This window comes from Anaerostipes butyraticus (assembly GCF_016586355.1).
In the GTDB taxonomy this organism is placed as follows: Bacteria; Bacillota; Clostridia; order Lachnospirales; family Lachnospiraceae; genus Anaerostipes; species Anaerostipes butyraticus.
Window position 1 is genome coordinate 199529 of sequence record NZ_BLYI01000043.1, and the last position, 14732, is coordinate 214260.

Annotated in this window: 15 protein-coding genes and 2 tRNA genes; 1 reads left to right on the forward strand and 16 read right to left on the reverse strand. The window is 43.7% G+C overall.

Features of this window, described 5'->3' with window-relative positions; genetic code table 11:
* Nucleotide 1: 1 nt before the first annotated feature.
* The 8 genes from ispF to JMF81_RS10335 all read right to left on the reverse strand — a co-directional run bounded on the left by ispF (nucleotide 2) and on the right by JMF81_RS10335 (nucleotide 5661).
* Nucleotides 2-475, reverse strand: coding sequence for a 2-C-methyl-D-erythritol 2,4-cyclodiphosphate synthase (gene ispF / locus JMF81_RS10300; RefSeq protein WP_274954806.1), 474 nt, complete (start codon nucleotides 473-475; stop codon nucleotides 2-4).
* A gap of 121 nt (nucleotides 476-596) precedes the next feature.
* Nucleotides 597-670: transfer RNA gene (locus tag JMF81_RS10305), tRNA-Met, on the reverse strand.
* A gap of 33 nt (nucleotides 671-703) precedes the next feature.
* Nucleotides 704-776, reverse strand: a tRNA-Val gene (locus tag JMF81_RS10310).
* 164 nt (nucleotides 777-940) lie between these two features.
* Complete coding sequence (locus JMF81_RS10315; RefSeq protein ID WP_201311372.1) at nucleotides 941-1765, reverse strand: Cof-type HAD-IIB family hydrolase; 825 nt, start codon at nucleotides 1763-1765, stop codon at nucleotides 941-943.
* A 3-nt stretch (nucleotides 1766-1768) separates the two neighbouring features.
* Nucleotides 1769-3496, reverse strand: coding sequence for a single-stranded-DNA-specific exonuclease RecJ (recJ, locus tag JMF81_RS10320; protein ID WP_201311420.1), 1728 nt, complete (start codon nucleotides 3494-3496; stop codon nucleotides 1769-1771).
* Between the two features lie 93 nt (nucleotides 3497-3589).
* Nucleotides 3590-4963, reverse strand: a complete 1374-nt coding sequence (gene scfB / locus JMF81_RS10325) for a thioether cross-link-forming SCIFF peptide maturase (RefSeq protein ID WP_201311373.1) — start codon at nucleotides 4961-4963, stop codon at nucleotides 3590-3592.
* Nucleotides 4964-5073: 110 nt separating this feature from the next.
* Nucleotides 5074-5217 carry a six-cysteine ranthipeptide SCIFF gene (gene scfA, locus JMF81_RS10330; protein WP_009203580.1) on the reverse strand — a complete coding sequence of 48 codons (144 nt, stop codon included), beginning with the start codon at nucleotides 5215-5217 and terminating at the stop codon, nucleotides 5074-5076.
* An 81-nt stretch (nucleotides 5218-5298) separates the two neighbouring features.
* Nucleotides 5299-5661 (reverse strand): TIGR04086 family membrane protein, encoded by a 363-nt coding sequence (locus JMF81_RS10335; RefSeq protein WP_201311374.1) that lies wholly within the window; start codon nucleotides 5659-5661, stop codon nucleotides 5299-5301.
* 110 nt (nucleotides 5662-5771) lie between these two features.
* Here JMF81_RS10335 and JMF81_RS10340 point away from each other — a divergent pair, with 110 nt between their 5' ends.
* Nucleotides 5772-6608 (forward strand): PHP domain-containing protein, encoded by an 837-nt coding sequence (locus tag JMF81_RS10340; protein ID WP_201311375.1) that lies wholly within the window; start codon nucleotides 5772-5774, stop codon nucleotides 6606-6608.
* A 95-nt stretch (nucleotides 6609-6703) separates the two neighbouring features.
* On the opposite strand, the gene yajC is transcribed toward JMF81_RS10340, so the two are convergent.
* The 8 genes from yajC to JMF81_RS10380 all read right to left on the reverse strand — a co-directional run bounded on the left by yajC (nucleotide 6704) and on the right by JMF81_RS10380 (nucleotide 14725).
* On the reverse strand, nucleotides 6704-6994 hold the full coding sequence (yajC, locus tag JMF81_RS10345) for a preprotein translocase subunit YajC (RefSeq protein WP_201311376.1): 291 nt from the start codon (nucleotides 6992-6994) through the stop codon (nucleotides 6704-6706).
* 26 nt (nucleotides 6995-7020) lie between these two features.
* Complete coding sequence (gene tgt / locus JMF81_RS10350; RefSeq protein WP_201311377.1) at nucleotides 7021-8145, reverse strand: tRNA guanosine(34) transglycosylase Tgt; 1125 nt, start codon at nucleotides 8143-8145, stop codon at nucleotides 7021-7023.
* A 13-nt stretch (nucleotides 8146-8158) separates the two neighbouring features.
* Nucleotides 8159-9256, reverse strand: a complete 1098-nt coding sequence (gene aroC / locus JMF81_RS10355) for a chorismate synthase (RefSeq protein WP_201311378.1) — start codon at nucleotides 9254-9256, stop codon at nucleotides 8159-8161.
* A 10-nt stretch (nucleotides 9257-9266) separates the two neighbouring features.
* Entirely contained in the window at nucleotides 9267-9965 is a 699-nt protein-coding gene (locus JMF81_RS10360) for a S1 RNA-binding domain-containing protein (protein ID WP_201311379.1), read from the reverse strand.
* A 64-nt stretch (nucleotides 9966-10029) separates the two neighbouring features.
* Complete coding sequence (locus tag JMF81_RS10365; RefSeq protein WP_201311380.1) at nucleotides 10030-12117, reverse strand: Ig-like domain-containing protein; 2088 nt, start codon at nucleotides 12115-12117, stop codon at nucleotides 10030-10032.
* Nucleotides 12114-13646, reverse strand: a complete 1533-nt coding sequence (locus JMF81_RS10370; protein WP_201311381.1) for a serine/threonine protein kinase — start codon at nucleotides 13644-13646, stop codon at nucleotides 12114-12116. Before JMF81_RS10370 ends, JMF81_RS10365 begins: the two co-directional genes overlap by 4 nt.
* Nucleotides 13622-14368, reverse strand: coding sequence for a PP2C family protein-serine/threonine phosphatase (locus JMF81_RS10375; protein WP_201311382.1), 747 nt, complete (start codon nucleotides 14366-14368; stop codon nucleotides 13622-13624). Before JMF81_RS10375 ends, JMF81_RS10370 begins: the two co-directional genes overlap by 25 nt.
* A 54-nt stretch (nucleotides 14369-14422) precedes the next feature.
* A complete protein-coding gene (locus JMF81_RS10380; protein WP_201311383.1) occupies nucleotides 14423-14725 on the reverse strand; it encodes a hypothetical protein in 303 nt (100 codons plus the stop codon).
* Nucleotides 14726-14732 lie beyond the last annotated feature (7 nt).

Below are 14732 nucleotides of genomic sequence, written 5' to 3' on the forward strand. Positions count from 1 at the left end.
ATCAGCGCTCCTCCAGCAGACAGACTGCCTGAGCACTGATTCCCAGGCCTTCTCCCGTAAATCCAAGATGTTCTTCTGTTGTTGCCTTTATATTTACCTGGTTCTCTTCTACCTCAAGGACTTTCCTGATGTTTTCCCTCATCCTGGGGATATATGACGCAAGTTTAGGTTTCTGTGCAATCACCGTTGCATCTACATTTCCTACTTTATACCCTTCTTCTTTCACCAGACGAACCGTCTCTTCCAGAAGCTTCAGACTGTCTGCTCCCTCAAATGCCGGATCCGTGTCCGGAAAGTGTTTTCCAATATCTCCAAGAGCCGCCGCTCCCAGCAGAGCATCTGAAACTGCATGCAGCAGAACATCTGCATCGGAATGTCCCAGCAGTCCTTTTTCAAACGGAATCTGCACACCCCCGAGAATTAATTTTCTGCCTTCTTCCAGCCGATGGACATCATATCCTGTTCCTATCCTCATAATGAGTCTCCTTTTATTCTGTAATCTTACATATTTTCTGTTACCATTATTATAACCTGATTCATAACAGCAGAAAAGAAAAAAAGAGATGTATTCGATAAAAATACATCTCTTCCTGACATAGCGATGAGCAGATTCGAACTGCTGACACTACGGGTATGAACCGTATGCTCTAGCCAACTGAGCTACATCGCCATATGTAATTGATTCTATGATATTCATAGAAAATGGGACCAACAGGGCTCGAACCTGTGACCCTCTGCTTGTAAGGCAGATGCTCTCCCAGCTGAGCTATGATCCCGTTCTTTCGTTTCGTTTGTCGTTTTCCTGACGACAGATAATAATATACAATGTTTGAAGATAAATGTCAACACTTTTTTTAAATTTTTTTTGACAAGTTTTTTATTCGGTTAAAAGGAGGGCAGACCCTCTCCGAAAACCAGATCTGCCTCCTGTATGTTTTATTTACAAAACATATTTTTCAATGGCATATGCGACTCCATCTTCATTGTTAGTCTTTGTAATGAAATCAGCGATTTCTTTCAGCTCCCTGGTTCCATTCTCCATAACAACACCGAGTCCGGCCGCCTCGATCATCTTCGTATCGTTTTCCGCATCTCCGCAGGCCATTACCTGATCCATTGTCAGGCCAAGATACTCCGCAAGATGTGTCAGGCCATCTCCCTTATCGCATCCAAACTGATTGATCTCTATATTATTTGGAAGAGAACTGGCCACATTGGCAATCTCAAGCGCCCTCAATTCTTCTTTTACCGTTTCCCTGACTTCCATATCGTCAAAAAAGCTGCAGACTTTCTCAATTCCCTGAGGGTTTTCCTGAATATAGTTCCTCAGATCTGCAACCTCCTTTCTGGTTCGAAGAATCAGATCAAAAATCGGACCTTCAATCTTGTATTCATCCAGATGGCGCAGAAATCTTGGTTCCATGTATCCCTGCCCGTTTCGGTAAATATCCTGGGTACAGTGATATTTTTCCAGAACATCCAGCAGACGAAATACGGTTTCCGCTTCCAGATGATTGGTGTAAATGATCTCATCTCTGATCCTGTCGTACACCGTTGCACCATTGCAGCACAGGGCATAGTGAACCCCTTCCATCTCTCTTAAAAAATCCGGGATTGCCTTAAAAATTCTTCCGGTAGCCGGCACGATCTCAACTCCCTGATCTGCCGCTGCCTGAAGTACTTCCTTTGTATGTTCTGAAATCTGCTTATTCCTGTCCAGCAATGTATTATCCAAATCCATTGCCACCAGCCTGATATTTCCCATTTCCTATTCCTCCGTAAAAAAGTAATTCTGAATCTGGATCTGAAGATTTCGATACCCCTGATATTCATTGATCACAGGATAATAAGTACATGTAATATACTGCATTTCCTGCATTTTTTCTCGAAAACTTTCTTCCTCCTCAAAAATCATACCATCAATCCTCGTGCCCTGGCTACTCTTTAACGCTAATTTAATCACATTTTTACCTTTTCCAAACACACGCACCCTTTCAACCTTTAATTTCCTATGGGCAAACAGCGGCTTTTTGTTTCCTTTTCCGAAAGGTTCCAGCACTGACATCTGCCGGATCAGATCCATTGTAATGTAATCAACCGGCATATCCGCGTCAATATGTACTTTATCAATAAAATCTTTTTCTGTGAGGGTGCACTGGCGGTTGATTCTTTCCCGGAATTCATCCAGACGCCCATCTTCCAGGGAGCATCCTGCTGCCATTGGATGCCCTCCGAATTTTGTAAAAACATCTTTGATCTTCATCATTTCCTCAAACATGGAATATGTCTCAATGGATCTTCCGGATCCTTTCTTTCCATCTTCTGAGTCTGTCAGCACAAACACCGGATGATGAAGCCGGTCTTTGATTCTTCCGGCAATGATGCCCGCAACGCTTTCATGACATTCCGGGAGATAAACAACCAGCACCTTATCTCCCTTGTCCATGCAGAGCTGAGCCTGCTCTATTCCCTGCGCCACGCCTTCTTCGGTCATTCGTTTTCTCTCTTCGTTCAATTCTTTCAATTCAGAGGCCACGGCTTCTGCTTTCACCGGATCCCGTTCCAGGAAAAGTCCCATGACCTTTTCCGCCGTATCCAGTCTTCCGCTGGCATTGATGCATGGACCAATGACAAACCCACAGTCATAAGAAGCAATCTTTTTCTGATCCAGTTCATGAACCTTCAAAAGCGCCTGAAAGCCTGTATTTCCTGTCTCATGAATCCTGGAAAGCCCTTCTTTTACAAAAATACGGTTTTCTCCTGTCAGATCCACCACATCGCAGATAGTGGCAACCGCAAGAAAAGGGAGAAGATTCTCCAATGATTCTTCTTTCTTTCCCAAATCCCGGTACAATGCTCTCATAAGCTGAAAAGCTACCCCGGCTCCGCATAAAAGAGGATATGGGTAATGACATTCCTTCTGTTTCGGATCTACAACCACATGAGCTTCAGGCAGGATTTCTCTCCGGGTTCCGTCCGGCAGTTCCTCAAACGGAACTTCATGATGATCCGTCACGATCATTGTAAGTCCCTGTTCTCTTCCGTATTTCACCGCTTCTCCCGCTGAAATCCCATTGTCACAGGTAATGATCGTATCAATGCCGTCTTTGACTGCCCGGCTGACCAGGGACTGGTTGATTCCATATCCATCCTTCATCCGGTTAGGAATCGTAAAATCCACAATGCCGCCCAGATCTGTCAATGCTTTCCACAGAATATAATTGGACATCACCCCATCTACATCATAATCAGAAATAATCCGGATTTTCTTCTCTTCCCGGATTTTTTTCTCCAGAATCTCTGCCGTCTCTTTTGCTCCTTTTAGAAGCAAAGGATCCGATACATCTTTCATCGTTCCATAAAGATAAGAATGGATTTCCTCATCACTGATCACATCCCGGTTCCGGATCAGACGGGCAATGACCGGATCAATCTGGTATTTTTCCCCGATTCCGGCAAAGTCTGCTTTCTTTTTATATATGTACCACTGTTCCATCTTTGTCTCCATTATCTTTCTTCATCGACAAAAAGAGTATCCGGGCCTGCCGCAATACTCTTTCTTATCGTTATCTTCTGTTTTTTCTGATGCCTAAGCTTCTTCCTGCCCCTCTTCCTCCAGTGCAAGAGCCGCTTTTACCATTAATGCACACTCTACGCGCTTACGTTCCAGTTCACATCCGATCTCATAGGTTCCATCAATGGTTCCATTGAAATTATAGGAATTAGCGCTGCATCCTCCGCTGCAGTAAAAACGCGCGAAACAGTTTCTGCATTCCTCTTTCGTATAGACACAGCTTGCCTTAAATTCTTTTACGATATCTTCTCTGCTGATTCCGTCAAAAACATTTCCCATGCAGAATTCATCCTGCCCTACAAACTGATGGCACGGATATAAATCTCCCCATGGTGTCACCGCCAGATATTCTGTTCCTGAACCGCATCCTGATAAACGCTTGGCCACACACGGTCCCCCTGTCAGATCAATCATAAAATGGAAAAATGTAAAGCCTCTGCCTTCCTTTTCTCTTTTTATCATCTCTTTTGCCAGGATATCATATTCTTCCATGATTTTTGGAAGATCTTCTTTGGTAATGGCATAATCTTCTGTCTCCGGCGCAACCACAGGCTCTACGGAAATCTGCTCAAATCCCTCATCTGCCAGATGGAAGATATCTTTGGAAAAATCCAGATTATGATGGGTAAAAGTACCTCTCACATAGTACTTCTGCTGATTCCTGCTGTCTGCGAATTTTTTGAATTTATCGATGATAAAGTCATAGCTTCCTTTTCCATTGCGGAAAGGGCGCATATAATCATGAACTTCTTTCCGTCCGTCAATGCTCAACACCACATTGTCCATCTCACGGTTGGCAAATTCCATAATGTCATCGTTTAACAAAACTCCGTTAGTTGTCAGTGTAAAGCGGAATTTCTTATGATTCTTCTCTTCCAGGGAACGTCCATAAGCGACGATCTCTTTTACTGCATCGAAATTCATCAGCGGTTCTCCTCCAAAGAAATCCACTTCCAGATTTCTTCGGTTTCCAGAGTTTTTCACAAGAAAATCCAGCGCCGCTTTTCCAACTTCGGCGCTCATTAAAGCACGGCGGCCTTTGTATTCCCCTTCTTCCGCAAAACAGTATCTGCAGGCAAGATTACAGTCATGGGCAATATGAAGGCATAAAGCTTTCACAACCGTAGGACGTTCTTTAAATTCGCAGATATAATCCTCATAGCAGTCCTCGGTAAACAGCACGCCTTCTTTTTCCAGATTCTGGATCTCTTCGTAAGCTTCCTGCACTTCTTTCGGATCATGATCAGATAATTCCTTCTGAATCTCTTCCAAAGAATGATCCTCATAACGGGCAATGATCTCATAGCTCAGATCATCTACCACATGGACAGAACCACTTGCAACGTCAAGCACCATATTATATCCATTGTTTTTATACTGATGAACCATCGTTCCTAATCTCCTTATCTATCTCCATTTCGTTCAATCCCTGTCTTCTGCACAACAAAGTGAGGCGGCCCGCCCGGAACGCCTCACTTGCTGAAAAAAATCTTTTTTTATTATTTGCTGTGTTCGCAAGTCTGATTTCCTACTGTGCAGGATGTCTTACAAGCTGACTGGCAGGATGTCTGACATTCTCCGCATCCGCCTTTTTTTACTGTATTCTGCAGTGTCTTATTGGTCAGGGTCTTAATATGTTTCATCTTATTTTCCTCCTGTTATCTCAATATAGCTTGACATATTATATCATATTCCCGTATTTTTGACAACAATGAACTTCTTCTTTAACCAAACATGCCGCCCAGCATACCGCCTGCCGCGCACAGCAGAAATACTGTGACGCGTTCTCCTGAAATCAATGCTTCCCCCGGATGAATCACCGCAGAAATGCACAGCAGGATCAAAAAATAAAGAATTCCTGATGCCAGTCCCCATAAAAATTTTCTTTTTCCAATTCTTCTGCCTGCAGTCCACCCTGCTGCCATGGAAGCCAGAATGTAAGTCGCCGTCACTCCTGCCTCTGCAATCTTTGTTCCAGACTTCAGCTGATACATAATCAGCGCAAGCACACATAAAATAATACCGGTTATAATGTAAGAAACAATCAGGCTCTGCACCACATAAATTCCTTTTTTCCCTATCTCCATCACATCTCCTCCTCTGCTTATAGCCTATGCCGCCTTTTTGTCTTCTATTCCTTTTTATGATAAACTAAAAGACAAACCAATTATATTTTCTTACGAGGAGGACCCGCTTTATGATTGATCTGCATATTCATTCTACCTGTTCAGATGGAACCCTTAGTCCGGCACAAATCGTCTCCCAGGCAGAATCTCTCGGCTTGTATGGATTTTCTCTGACAGACCATGATACCACAGAAGGAATTCCTTCGATTCTGGCTCTGAATCCGCGCATTCACTTTATTCCCGGAATAGAAATCTCATGTGATATCTCCGGCCGCGAAATCCACGTTCTCGGATATGGCATCGACTGCGCCAGCAAAACGCTGAATGACCGTCTGACCGCCATAAGAGAAGGCCGAATGAATCGAAATTTAAAAATGATCTCATTATTCCAAAAAGACGGATATCCTGTTACATTAGAAAAACTCCAGGGCAAACATCCTGATACCGTTATCACAAGGGCACATTTTGCCCGTGTTCTCCAGGAAGAAGGGATCTGTAAAACCAAAGATGAGGCTTTTCGCAAATATCTTGGAGAAACCTGCAAATATTTTGTTCCAAAACCATTTCTGGCACCGGAAGAAACATTATCCCTGATCCGTGCGGCAGGAGGCATACCGGTTCTTGCTCATCCTTTTCAGTATCACTACTCTAACGAAGAACTCCGGCATCTGATCGAATATCTGAAAGACAACGGCCTGCTGGGACTGGAAGTATACCACTCAACGCATCACATCGGGCAGATCACCCGGCTCCGGGAATGGGCGAAACAATATTCCCTTCTGGAAACCGGCGGCTCTGACTTTCACGGAACCAATAAACCGGATATTCAGCTTGGAACCGGTCGCGGTTCTCTGCACGTTCCGGATCATCTGATGGACCGTCTGGAAGAAGCCTGGCAAAAGCAATAACGACCGCCGCTGAGATAATATGGACAGTTTATCTTATGAAACGCGGGAGTTCCACACAAAACAAAAAAGAGTTCCTCAGCCGGAACTCTTTTTTCCTATTCTTCTTCCTGTTCTGCGTTTGCTTTCTCCACCGCAGTCACCGCAGATTTTTCCATCGGAATACGGCAGTGCTTGTCATTACCAAATTCTACGATGATTGTTGAGTCATCCAGATTATCTACAATCACTCCATAGAAACCACTGGATGTCAGAATGCTGTCTCCAACCTCTAAAGAAGAGATCAGCTCTTTCATCTGCTCATCTTTTTTCTTCTGAGGTCTGATCGTTACAAAATACATAAAAGCGATAATGACAATGACCCAGATAATCAATCCTGTAGTATTCATTTGCTTCCTCCATTTTTCTCTTATAATTAATTCGCCATGCCTTCGAGCTTCTGTTTTTTATATTCTTTGTAGTTTCCTGCTTCGATTGCCTCACGAATCTCAACCATCATTGTATTATAAAAATACAAGTTATGCAAGACACATAAACGCATTCCCAGCATTTCTTTCGCTTTCAGAAGATGCCGGATATAGGCTCTGCTGTAACTTCTGCATGCCGGACACTGACATCCTTCTTCGATCGGCCGGTGATCCAGTTCATATTTTTTATTAAATAAATTCAGTTTTCCCTGATTGGTATATACATGACCATGACGGCCGTTCCTTGTCGGATATACACAGTCAAAGAAATCCACTCCCCGGTCTACCGATTCCAGAATATTAGCCGGCGTTCCGACTCCCATCAGATATGTTGGTTTATCTTCCGGAAGATAAGGAACTGTCTCATCCAGAATATGATACATCTCCTCATGGCTCTCGCCGACCGCAAGCCCTCCGAGGGCATATCCGTCCAGATTCATGGCTGAAATCGTCCTGGCATGCTCAATACGGATATCCTCAAACGTTCCTCCCTGATTGATTCCAAACAGCATCTGATGCGGATTGATCGTATCCTCCAAAGAGTTCAGACGGTTCATCTCCTTTTTGCAGCGTTCCAGCCAGCGGCTTGTCCTGTCCACTGAATTCTGCATATATTCTCTTGTTGCAGGATGCGGCGGACATTCATCAAATGCCATTGCAATCGTCGATCCAAGATTGGACTGGATCTGCATGCTCTCCTCCGGTCCCATAAATATTTTCCTGCCGTCAATATGAGAAGAAAAGGAAACGCCCTCTTCCTTGATTTTTCTTAATTTTGCCAGAGAAAACACCTGAAACCCGCCGGAATCCGTAAGAATCGGCCGGTCCCAGTTCATAAATTTATGAAGTCCCCCATATTCTTTGATCAGTTTATCTCCCGGACGCACATGCAGATGATATGTATTAGACAGTTCCACCTGTGTGCCGATCTGCCTGAGATCATCTGTGCTGACAGCGCCTTTGATCGCCGCTGCCGTTCCTACATTCATAAAAACCGGTGTTTCAATAACTCCATGAACCGTTTTTAATCGTCCTCTTTTTGCTCTTCCATCCTTTTTTATCAATTCATACATAGATTTTCCACCATTACCTGTAAAGTTTTTTTACCTGATCCATCGTTGCTCCCAGATTTTTCAAAATACCGTTCAGCAATGTTATGGCAGCCATTGACTCCACAACTACCACAGCTCTGGGTACGATCATTGGATCGTGACGGCCTTTGATATGGATCTCCACATCTTCACCGTCTCTGCTGACCGTCTGCTGGCCTCTGGCAATGGAAGGCGTCGGTTTCACTGCTGACCGGAAAATAATCGTGCTTCCGTCGCTGATTCCGCCAAGAATACCTCCGGCATGATTGGTCTTTTTAATGACTTTTCCATCCTGCATCATAAATTCATCATTGTTTTCTGATCCTCTGGATGACGCTGCCCTAAAGCCGTCTCCAATTTCAAAACCTTTTACCGCTCCAATGGACATGACTGCTTTCGCCAGCTCCGCATCCAGCTTGTCAAAGACCGGATCTCCAATTCCCGGCCGGACGCCTTCTATCACGCACTCGATGACACCGCCGACCGAATCCATCTCTTTGATCATGCGGTCCGCGTATTCCCGTACTTTTTCAGCTGCGCCGTGATCCGGCATATAAAAAGGATTCTGACCAATTTCTTTTTCATCAAAAGAATCTTCTGAAATCTCAATTCCAGCAATAGCTTTGGCATATGTCAGAATATGAATTCCCAGTTCCTGAAGGACTTTGGCCGCAACCGCTCCGGCTGCAACCCGTCCGATGGTCTCCCGGCCGGAAGAACGTCCTCCTCCTCTGTAATCCCGGAATCCGTATTTCGCATCATAAGTATAATCTGCATGTCCCGGCCGGTAAACATCTTGAATATTACTGTAGTCTCTTGATCTCTGATCATGATTGCGCACTATAAGAGAAATCGGAGTCCCAGTTGTCTTTCCTTCAAAGACTCCGGAAAGGATTTCCACCTGATCTCCTTCTTTTCTCTGAGTTGTATACCGAGACTGTCCCGGTTTCCTTCGATCCAGATATTTCTGAATGTCTTCCTCGCAAAGTTCCATGCCCGCAGGGCATCCGTCAATCACAACTCCAACTCCCGCACCGTGAGTCTCTCCCCACGTTGTAATACGAAAAGCCGTTCCAAAACTTGATCCTGCCATATGTACCTCTCTATAATTTAATATTAGCCAGAAGATCTCCAAGACTGGTTCCTGCAGCTTCTTCCGTATACTCAACTCCAACTTCTTTCGCTTTTTCAGCAGCCTCCGCATCTTCCTCAATCGCTTTCATGCTGAGACTTACCTTGCCGTCTGCTACTTTGATAATCTTAACTGTCACTTTCTGGCCTTCTTTTACCACTTCTTCCGGAGATTTTACTCTCTTCCGGCTCATCTGTGAAATGTGGACCAGTCCGCTGATTCCGTCTCCGATATCAACAAATGCTCCATAAGGCATCAGATTTTCTACTGTTCCTTCTACCACCGTGCCTGTCTTAAGCTGGGCGATCTTCTTTTCTTTTTCCTGTTTTTCTCTTTCCCTTGCTGCTGCTTTGGCAGATAAAACCAGTCTCTGGTTTTCTTCTTCTACTGTAATAATCTTAGCCTCAACATCTTTCTGAAGCCATACATTTAAATCTTCCACATAACTTGTAGACAGTAAAGATGCCGGAATAAAGCCGCGGATTCCTTCTACGTATACAATAACTCCGCCTTTTACAACGCCGCCTACCGTAAGAGGAAGGATCGTTTCATCTTCTTTCATCTGCTCCAGATGAGCCCATGTGGCACTTTCGTTTGTCTCTGCTTTTTCTAAAGAGGCTTCTAATTCTTTTTCAAATTCTTCTCTTGTTTCTTTTAATTCTTCTGCCATAATTCTTTTCCTCCATTGATTCAAATACATACATGAATAATATTATAGCATAGAATTTCGAAGATTATAACCTTGTTCCCCGCTTTTTTATGATTTGCACAGCGCCTGCTCCACATACAGCCAGCAAAATCCCACCGTAAAATATACAGCGCAGCCCTTTTCCGGTCCCATTTTTTCTTACCGCCTCTTTTATGATCTGAGGCACGGCCTTCTCCACAGTAAACCATATTTCTTTCTTTATCTCATTTCCTGCCATATCCCTTGCCAGGATGGAGAGACGATGTCTGCCCAGATCTTCCGCCGCAGCCTTTGCTTTTCCTTCCACTATCTCTGCTTTTTTTCCATCGATACACACGGATTCCAGAATATCTTCTTTTTGACGCAGACTTATCAATATCTCTTTCCCATATGAAATTTTCCCATTCGGATCAAGTCCAAGAATCTGAATTTCCGGAGGTTTTGTATCATAAGTAAATTTTATATTTTTTGATATTCCATAATTTCCCGATGCGTCACTAAGAATCAGTCTGATCTCATATGGTCCGTTTTCTTCCAGCGGATTTTTCAGCCGGATGATGTCTTTTTCAGATTCACAGGCTTCACTTCTGCCATTTACCATAAATCCGATTACCTGAACAGGATCCATGCTTTTTACCAGAAAAGACGGCTGGAATTTTTTCTTATTAATAATTTTTCCGTTAATTTCCGGAGACTGAAATGAAATCAGGATTCCCGCTTTATTGATCGTAAACACTTTTTTTACTTCCGTCCTGTTTCCTGCCTTATCCTCTGCTGCTGCAGTGATCGTATAATGCCCGTCTCTGGAAAGTATCCTGTCTGTTATTTTTTCACCGCCGCACAGTATTTCTATTCTGGATCGATACAGATTCTCATCCCGAATCGAGATTTCCGGTTTTATATTCTTTCGATAGGTTTTGTGATTTTCTATTCCCCGGATGCAGATTTCCGGTTTCTGATCATCCAGCACAAAGGTCATTTTTTTCTCTGTCTTGTTTCCTCCTTGATCCCGGGCTTCCGCCTTCAGGTAATGTTTTCCCTGTTTTTGAAAGACGACAGCCGTATAATATCCATTTCCCATTGGTTTCCATCCCAGGAGCCTTTTCCCGGAAGTCTGAATTTTCATGGAAGAGGGCGTGATATTTTTATCATTAATCCAAATGCACACGGTCTGTTTTCTGCGGCAGAAGCCATTTTTTATCTGATCTGCACCCCAGATGGAAATCTCCGGAGCGCCGAAATCAATCCATAGATTCAGCGGTTCTGTTGTCTCAGAACGATTTCCTGCCTCATCTTTCGCCCAGGCAGATAATTGATATCTCCCTTCTTCTCTGATCTCCGGAATTTCCCCTTCCGTTACCTTTTTCTTTCCACTGTCCAGGCAGATCAGCTCAAAATAAAGTTTGGTTTCCGGTCCGCCTTCCAGCAGCTGATGCTCCCAATAGATGACTGGGATTTTGCGAAACCATCCATTTGTACTTTTTTCTTTACAGTAAAGCTTCACCTTATTGGGTCTGATCTTCCAGATTTTTATCCGGATTTCTGAAATCTCTCCCTGCCTTCCTGCTTTGGAGACTGCCCTTGCCTGAACTCGTTCATCCATCGTTTCATCCAGAAAAATTTTTTCATCCAAAACTTCCTTCCATTCTCCACCTTCTCCTCTGTATTCATAATGATCAATGCCGGTCAAAGATTTTGCTCCCAGCAGCTTCAAAGCCACATCTTCTTTTGTCCAGATTCCTTCTTTGTAACCGCCTGTGGAAATTTTCGGTGCAGAGGGATCTGAAAGTTCTACATAAATCCTGCGGTGATAATACTCCCCGTCTTTATGACGTATTTCCACTTCATAAAAACCTTCCTCCTCAAAAAATAATTCTGTAGTTTTTTCTTCCAGCCACAAAAGATCCTGCTGCCTGCTGTTTACAAACACTTTTATCTGACTGGAATCTGCGCCTTCTTTTAATTGTATTTTTAAATGCGCAGCTGAGCGAAAATACGGCATTTCCTCTTCCCTGCTCCATGTCAGCTCCCACGGTTTGTAATTTCCGCGAATCCGTACTGCGGCCGCAGATAAAATCCATATGGCCAGACATATTCCTGCTGCTGCCGGAATGATCTGATATCTTTTTTTCATATTCCAAGTTTCTCCTTTAATTCTCCTGCCTTTTCCCCTGCCATGCTGGTCTTATTTTTCCCCCGCCTGTAAATCTTCTGAGCTTCTTTCCACCTTCCAAGACGGCAGAGATAGATTCCATATTCTACATAGGCCTCTTCACAGCAGGGAAACTTCTGTAAAAAGTTCTCATAATAAGAAGACATATCTTTTCCTTCTCTTTCCAGAAACATCACCACCCTTCGGTATCCACTCCAGGCTTTTTCCTGTGTCCCTGTTTTCTGCAGATATTCTCCGGCAATTTCCCGAAGGAATTCCTCTTCTCCCTGAAGAGCAAGATTTCCGGCTGCCTGCAGACGTTCATCTTCTATGCGCCGCTTCCAGTAAATTCCGGAAACTTTCCGGTCCTTCTGTTTTTCCAATAATTTCCAGGCCTGCCAGGCTGGTTTTCCAAAAGAAGCAAGCTGTTTCTGCCGTGTAAGATACACCTGCGAAAGAAAGCATGTCTCATACAATCCAGGAGCCGGATTTTTCCTAAGATCCTGCCATATTACTTCCCATGACTGTACTTTCCCTGGATTTTCCATGGCGTCCAGGAGTCGTTCGTATCTGCTGATTTCCGAATCTTTTCCCTGCCATTCTGTTATACATTGTTCTGCCATAATATAATCCGGACGGTTCCTTTCATCCCCGAACAAATATTTTTGCATTTCTCTTTTTGCATCCACTGGCATTGCACCGGAGGCATTTTCAGAAAAAGAGAGCCTGCCAATCCCTGCTGACAGGCCAAAAATTATTATCAAAGCAGCTGTTATTTTCAGAGTTTCCCGTCTTCTTTCTCTTTTCAATGCCTGCTTCAGCACAGCCATCGATGGATACCGGTCCTTCTGCCGTTTCCTGGTACATTGTCTTATCACCGTTTCCATGCCTTTCCACCGCATTCTCTTTTTACAAAAATCCAGGATTTTTCCAAAACTGAAAATATCCAGACGCACATCGGCCCGACTGCCTTTTTTCCTCTGTTCCGGCGCGGCAAATCCTTTTGTTCCATACCCTTCCAGTTCTTCTCCCTCATAAGCACTGATTCCCAAATCAATCAGATATACCTTTCCTGCCGGTGTTATCCTGACATGTTCCGGTTTTAAATCCATGCAGATAACCGGTGGCTCCATTTGATGGAGACCTTGCAGAATTTCACAAAGCGCCAGACTCCATCGGATGAGTTTTCTTTTTCCGATTCTCTTTTTCTTACTGACCAGTTCTTTCAGCGAATTTCCACGAACATACTCCATAACCATAAAAATCTCATGCTCATTTTTTTCCCATTGCATGATTTTTGGAATCCCCGAAAGATTTTCTGCCTTTTCCAAATATTCTGCTTCCCGCAGTCCTTTCTTATCTGCCGGAACAATCTTCATGATATAGCGTTTCTTTTTCCTGCGTTCTTCCACCAGGAAGACTTTTCCCATGCCCCCGGTTTTCAGTTCCCTGATCTTTCGGTATTTCCCCTGAAAAATTTCTGTTTCTACGGTACTTTGATCAGAATACATGAAAGATTATCAAGCTCACCTCTTTCTTTGACTTTTCGAAAACAATCTTCAACCCACATCCGCATCTCATTTTGATCCGAATCCACATGGTAAATTTCCTCTTCCTCCAAACGGCCGTAAAAACCATCTGTACAAAGCAGAAATTCCATCCCTGGTTCTATTCTGCCTCTGTAACAGTCAATTTTTATGTCTTTGGTCACCCCGACGCACTGAATCAGGATATGCCTCCTTGGATCTCTCCTTGCCTGTTCCCTCGTCATATGCCCCGCTTTTACTTCAAGCTGCGCCAGAGTATGATCTGTGGTAACATATTTTCTGCCCTGCTCAAACCAGTAAGCCCTGGAGTCTCCTACATTAAGCACGAAAAACTGCTCTCCAAGGACAAATAAAAGGGTCAGTGTACTCCCCATTGTTTCATCTGTATCTTCACTCATAAGCAGGAGATTATCATTTGACTTTTTAATCAGGCCAATCAGATCTTTTTGGATTCTGTCGATTTTCTTTTTCCTTATTAATCCAGGCAGCACTTCATCAAACCACTGTTTCAGAAGTTCAATAATATACCGGCTCGCAATTTCTCCCCGTCTCAAACCGCCCATTCCGTCACATACCGCTGCCAGAAGGCACTGCTTTCCTTCGTGCTTTCCCTTTTTGATCAAATACGCATCCTGATTGGACGGCCTTCCGTTTCCAATATCTGTCATTTCTATTGTTTGTATCATAATTTCCTCCCAAAGAAAAAGATCCTGCAAAGAATATCTTTGCAAGATCTTTTTTTAGTCTTCTTTTTTACTTTTCATCTCTTCTTCCTTATCGAGTTCCTTTTGAAGAATCTCAATATCGCCCTGAAGCTTTTCGATCAGATTAAACAGATCTATATATTCTGCCTGCGGGTAATCCATCGTCTCCTTAAAATACTTCTTTCCTACCTGCCGGTACAGATCATTCAGATCCTTCTTCGCGATGCGGATATCATTATACCTTTTGGCTGAATCCGCCACTTCTCTGGCTTTGTGTGCTGCTGCCTTCCCTGTCGTGGAAATTGTCTCTTCCAGACGTCCGAAAAAATCTTTTGCCATACGCGCT

Bases quoted from the DNA above. Each gene is read 5' to 3' on its own strand.
- ispF (WP_274954806.1), bottom strand. From the start codon at position 475: ATGAGGATAGGAACAGGATATGATGTCCATCGGCTGGAAGAAGGCAGA.
- JMF81_RS10315 (WP_201311372.1), bottom strand. From the start codon at position 1,765: ATGGGAAATATCAGGCTGGTGGCAATGGATTTGGATAATACATTGCTG.
- recJ (WP_201311420.1), bottom strand. From the start codon at position 3,496: ATGGAACAGTGGTACATATATAAAAAGAAAGCAGACTTTGCCGGAATC.
- scfB (WP_201311373.1), bottom strand. From the start codon at position 4,963: ATGGTTCATCAGTATAAAAACAATGGATATAATATGGTGCTTGACGTT.
- scfA (WP_009203580.1), bottom strand. From the start codon at position 5,217: ATGAAACATATTAAGACCCTGACCAATAAGACACTGCAGAATACAGTA.
- JMF81_RS10335 (WP_201311374.1), bottom strand. From the start codon at position 5,661: ATGGAGATAGGGAAAAAAGGAATTTATGTGGTGCAGAGCCTGATTGTT.
- JMF81_RS10340 (WP_201311375.1), top strand. From the start codon at position 5,772: ATGATTGATCTGCATATTCATTCTACCTGTTCAGATGGAACCCTTAGT.
- yajC (WP_201311376.1), bottom strand. From the start codon at position 6,994: ATGAATACTACAGGATTGATTATCTGGGTCATTGTCATTATCGCTTTT.
- tgt (WP_201311377.1), bottom strand. From the start codon at position 8,145: ATGTATGAATTGATAAAAAAGGATGGAAGAGCAAAAAGAGGACGATTA.
- aroC (WP_201311378.1), bottom strand. From the start codon at position 9,256: ATGGCAGGATCAAGTTTTGGAACGGCTTTTCGTATTACAACGTGGGGA.
- JMF81_RS10360 (WP_201311379.1), bottom strand. From the start codon at position 9,965: ATGGCAGAAGAATTAAAAGAAACAAGAGAAGAATTTGAAAAAGAATTA.
- JMF81_RS10365 (WP_201311380.1), bottom strand. From the start codon at position 12,117: ATGAAAAAAAGATATCAGATCATTCCGGCAGCAGCAGGAATATGTCTG.
- JMF81_RS10370 (WP_201311381.1), bottom strand. From the start codon at position 13,646: ATGTATTCTGATCAAAGTACCGTAGAAACAGAAATTTTTCAGGGGAAA.
- JMF81_RS10375 (WP_201311382.1), bottom strand. From the start codon at position 14,368: ATGATACAAACAATAGAAATGACAGATATTGGAAACGGAAGGCCGTCC.
- JMF81_RS10380 (WP_201311383.1), bottom strand. From the start codon at position 14,725: ATGGCAAAAGATTTTTTCGGACGTCTGGAAGAGACAATTTCCACGACA.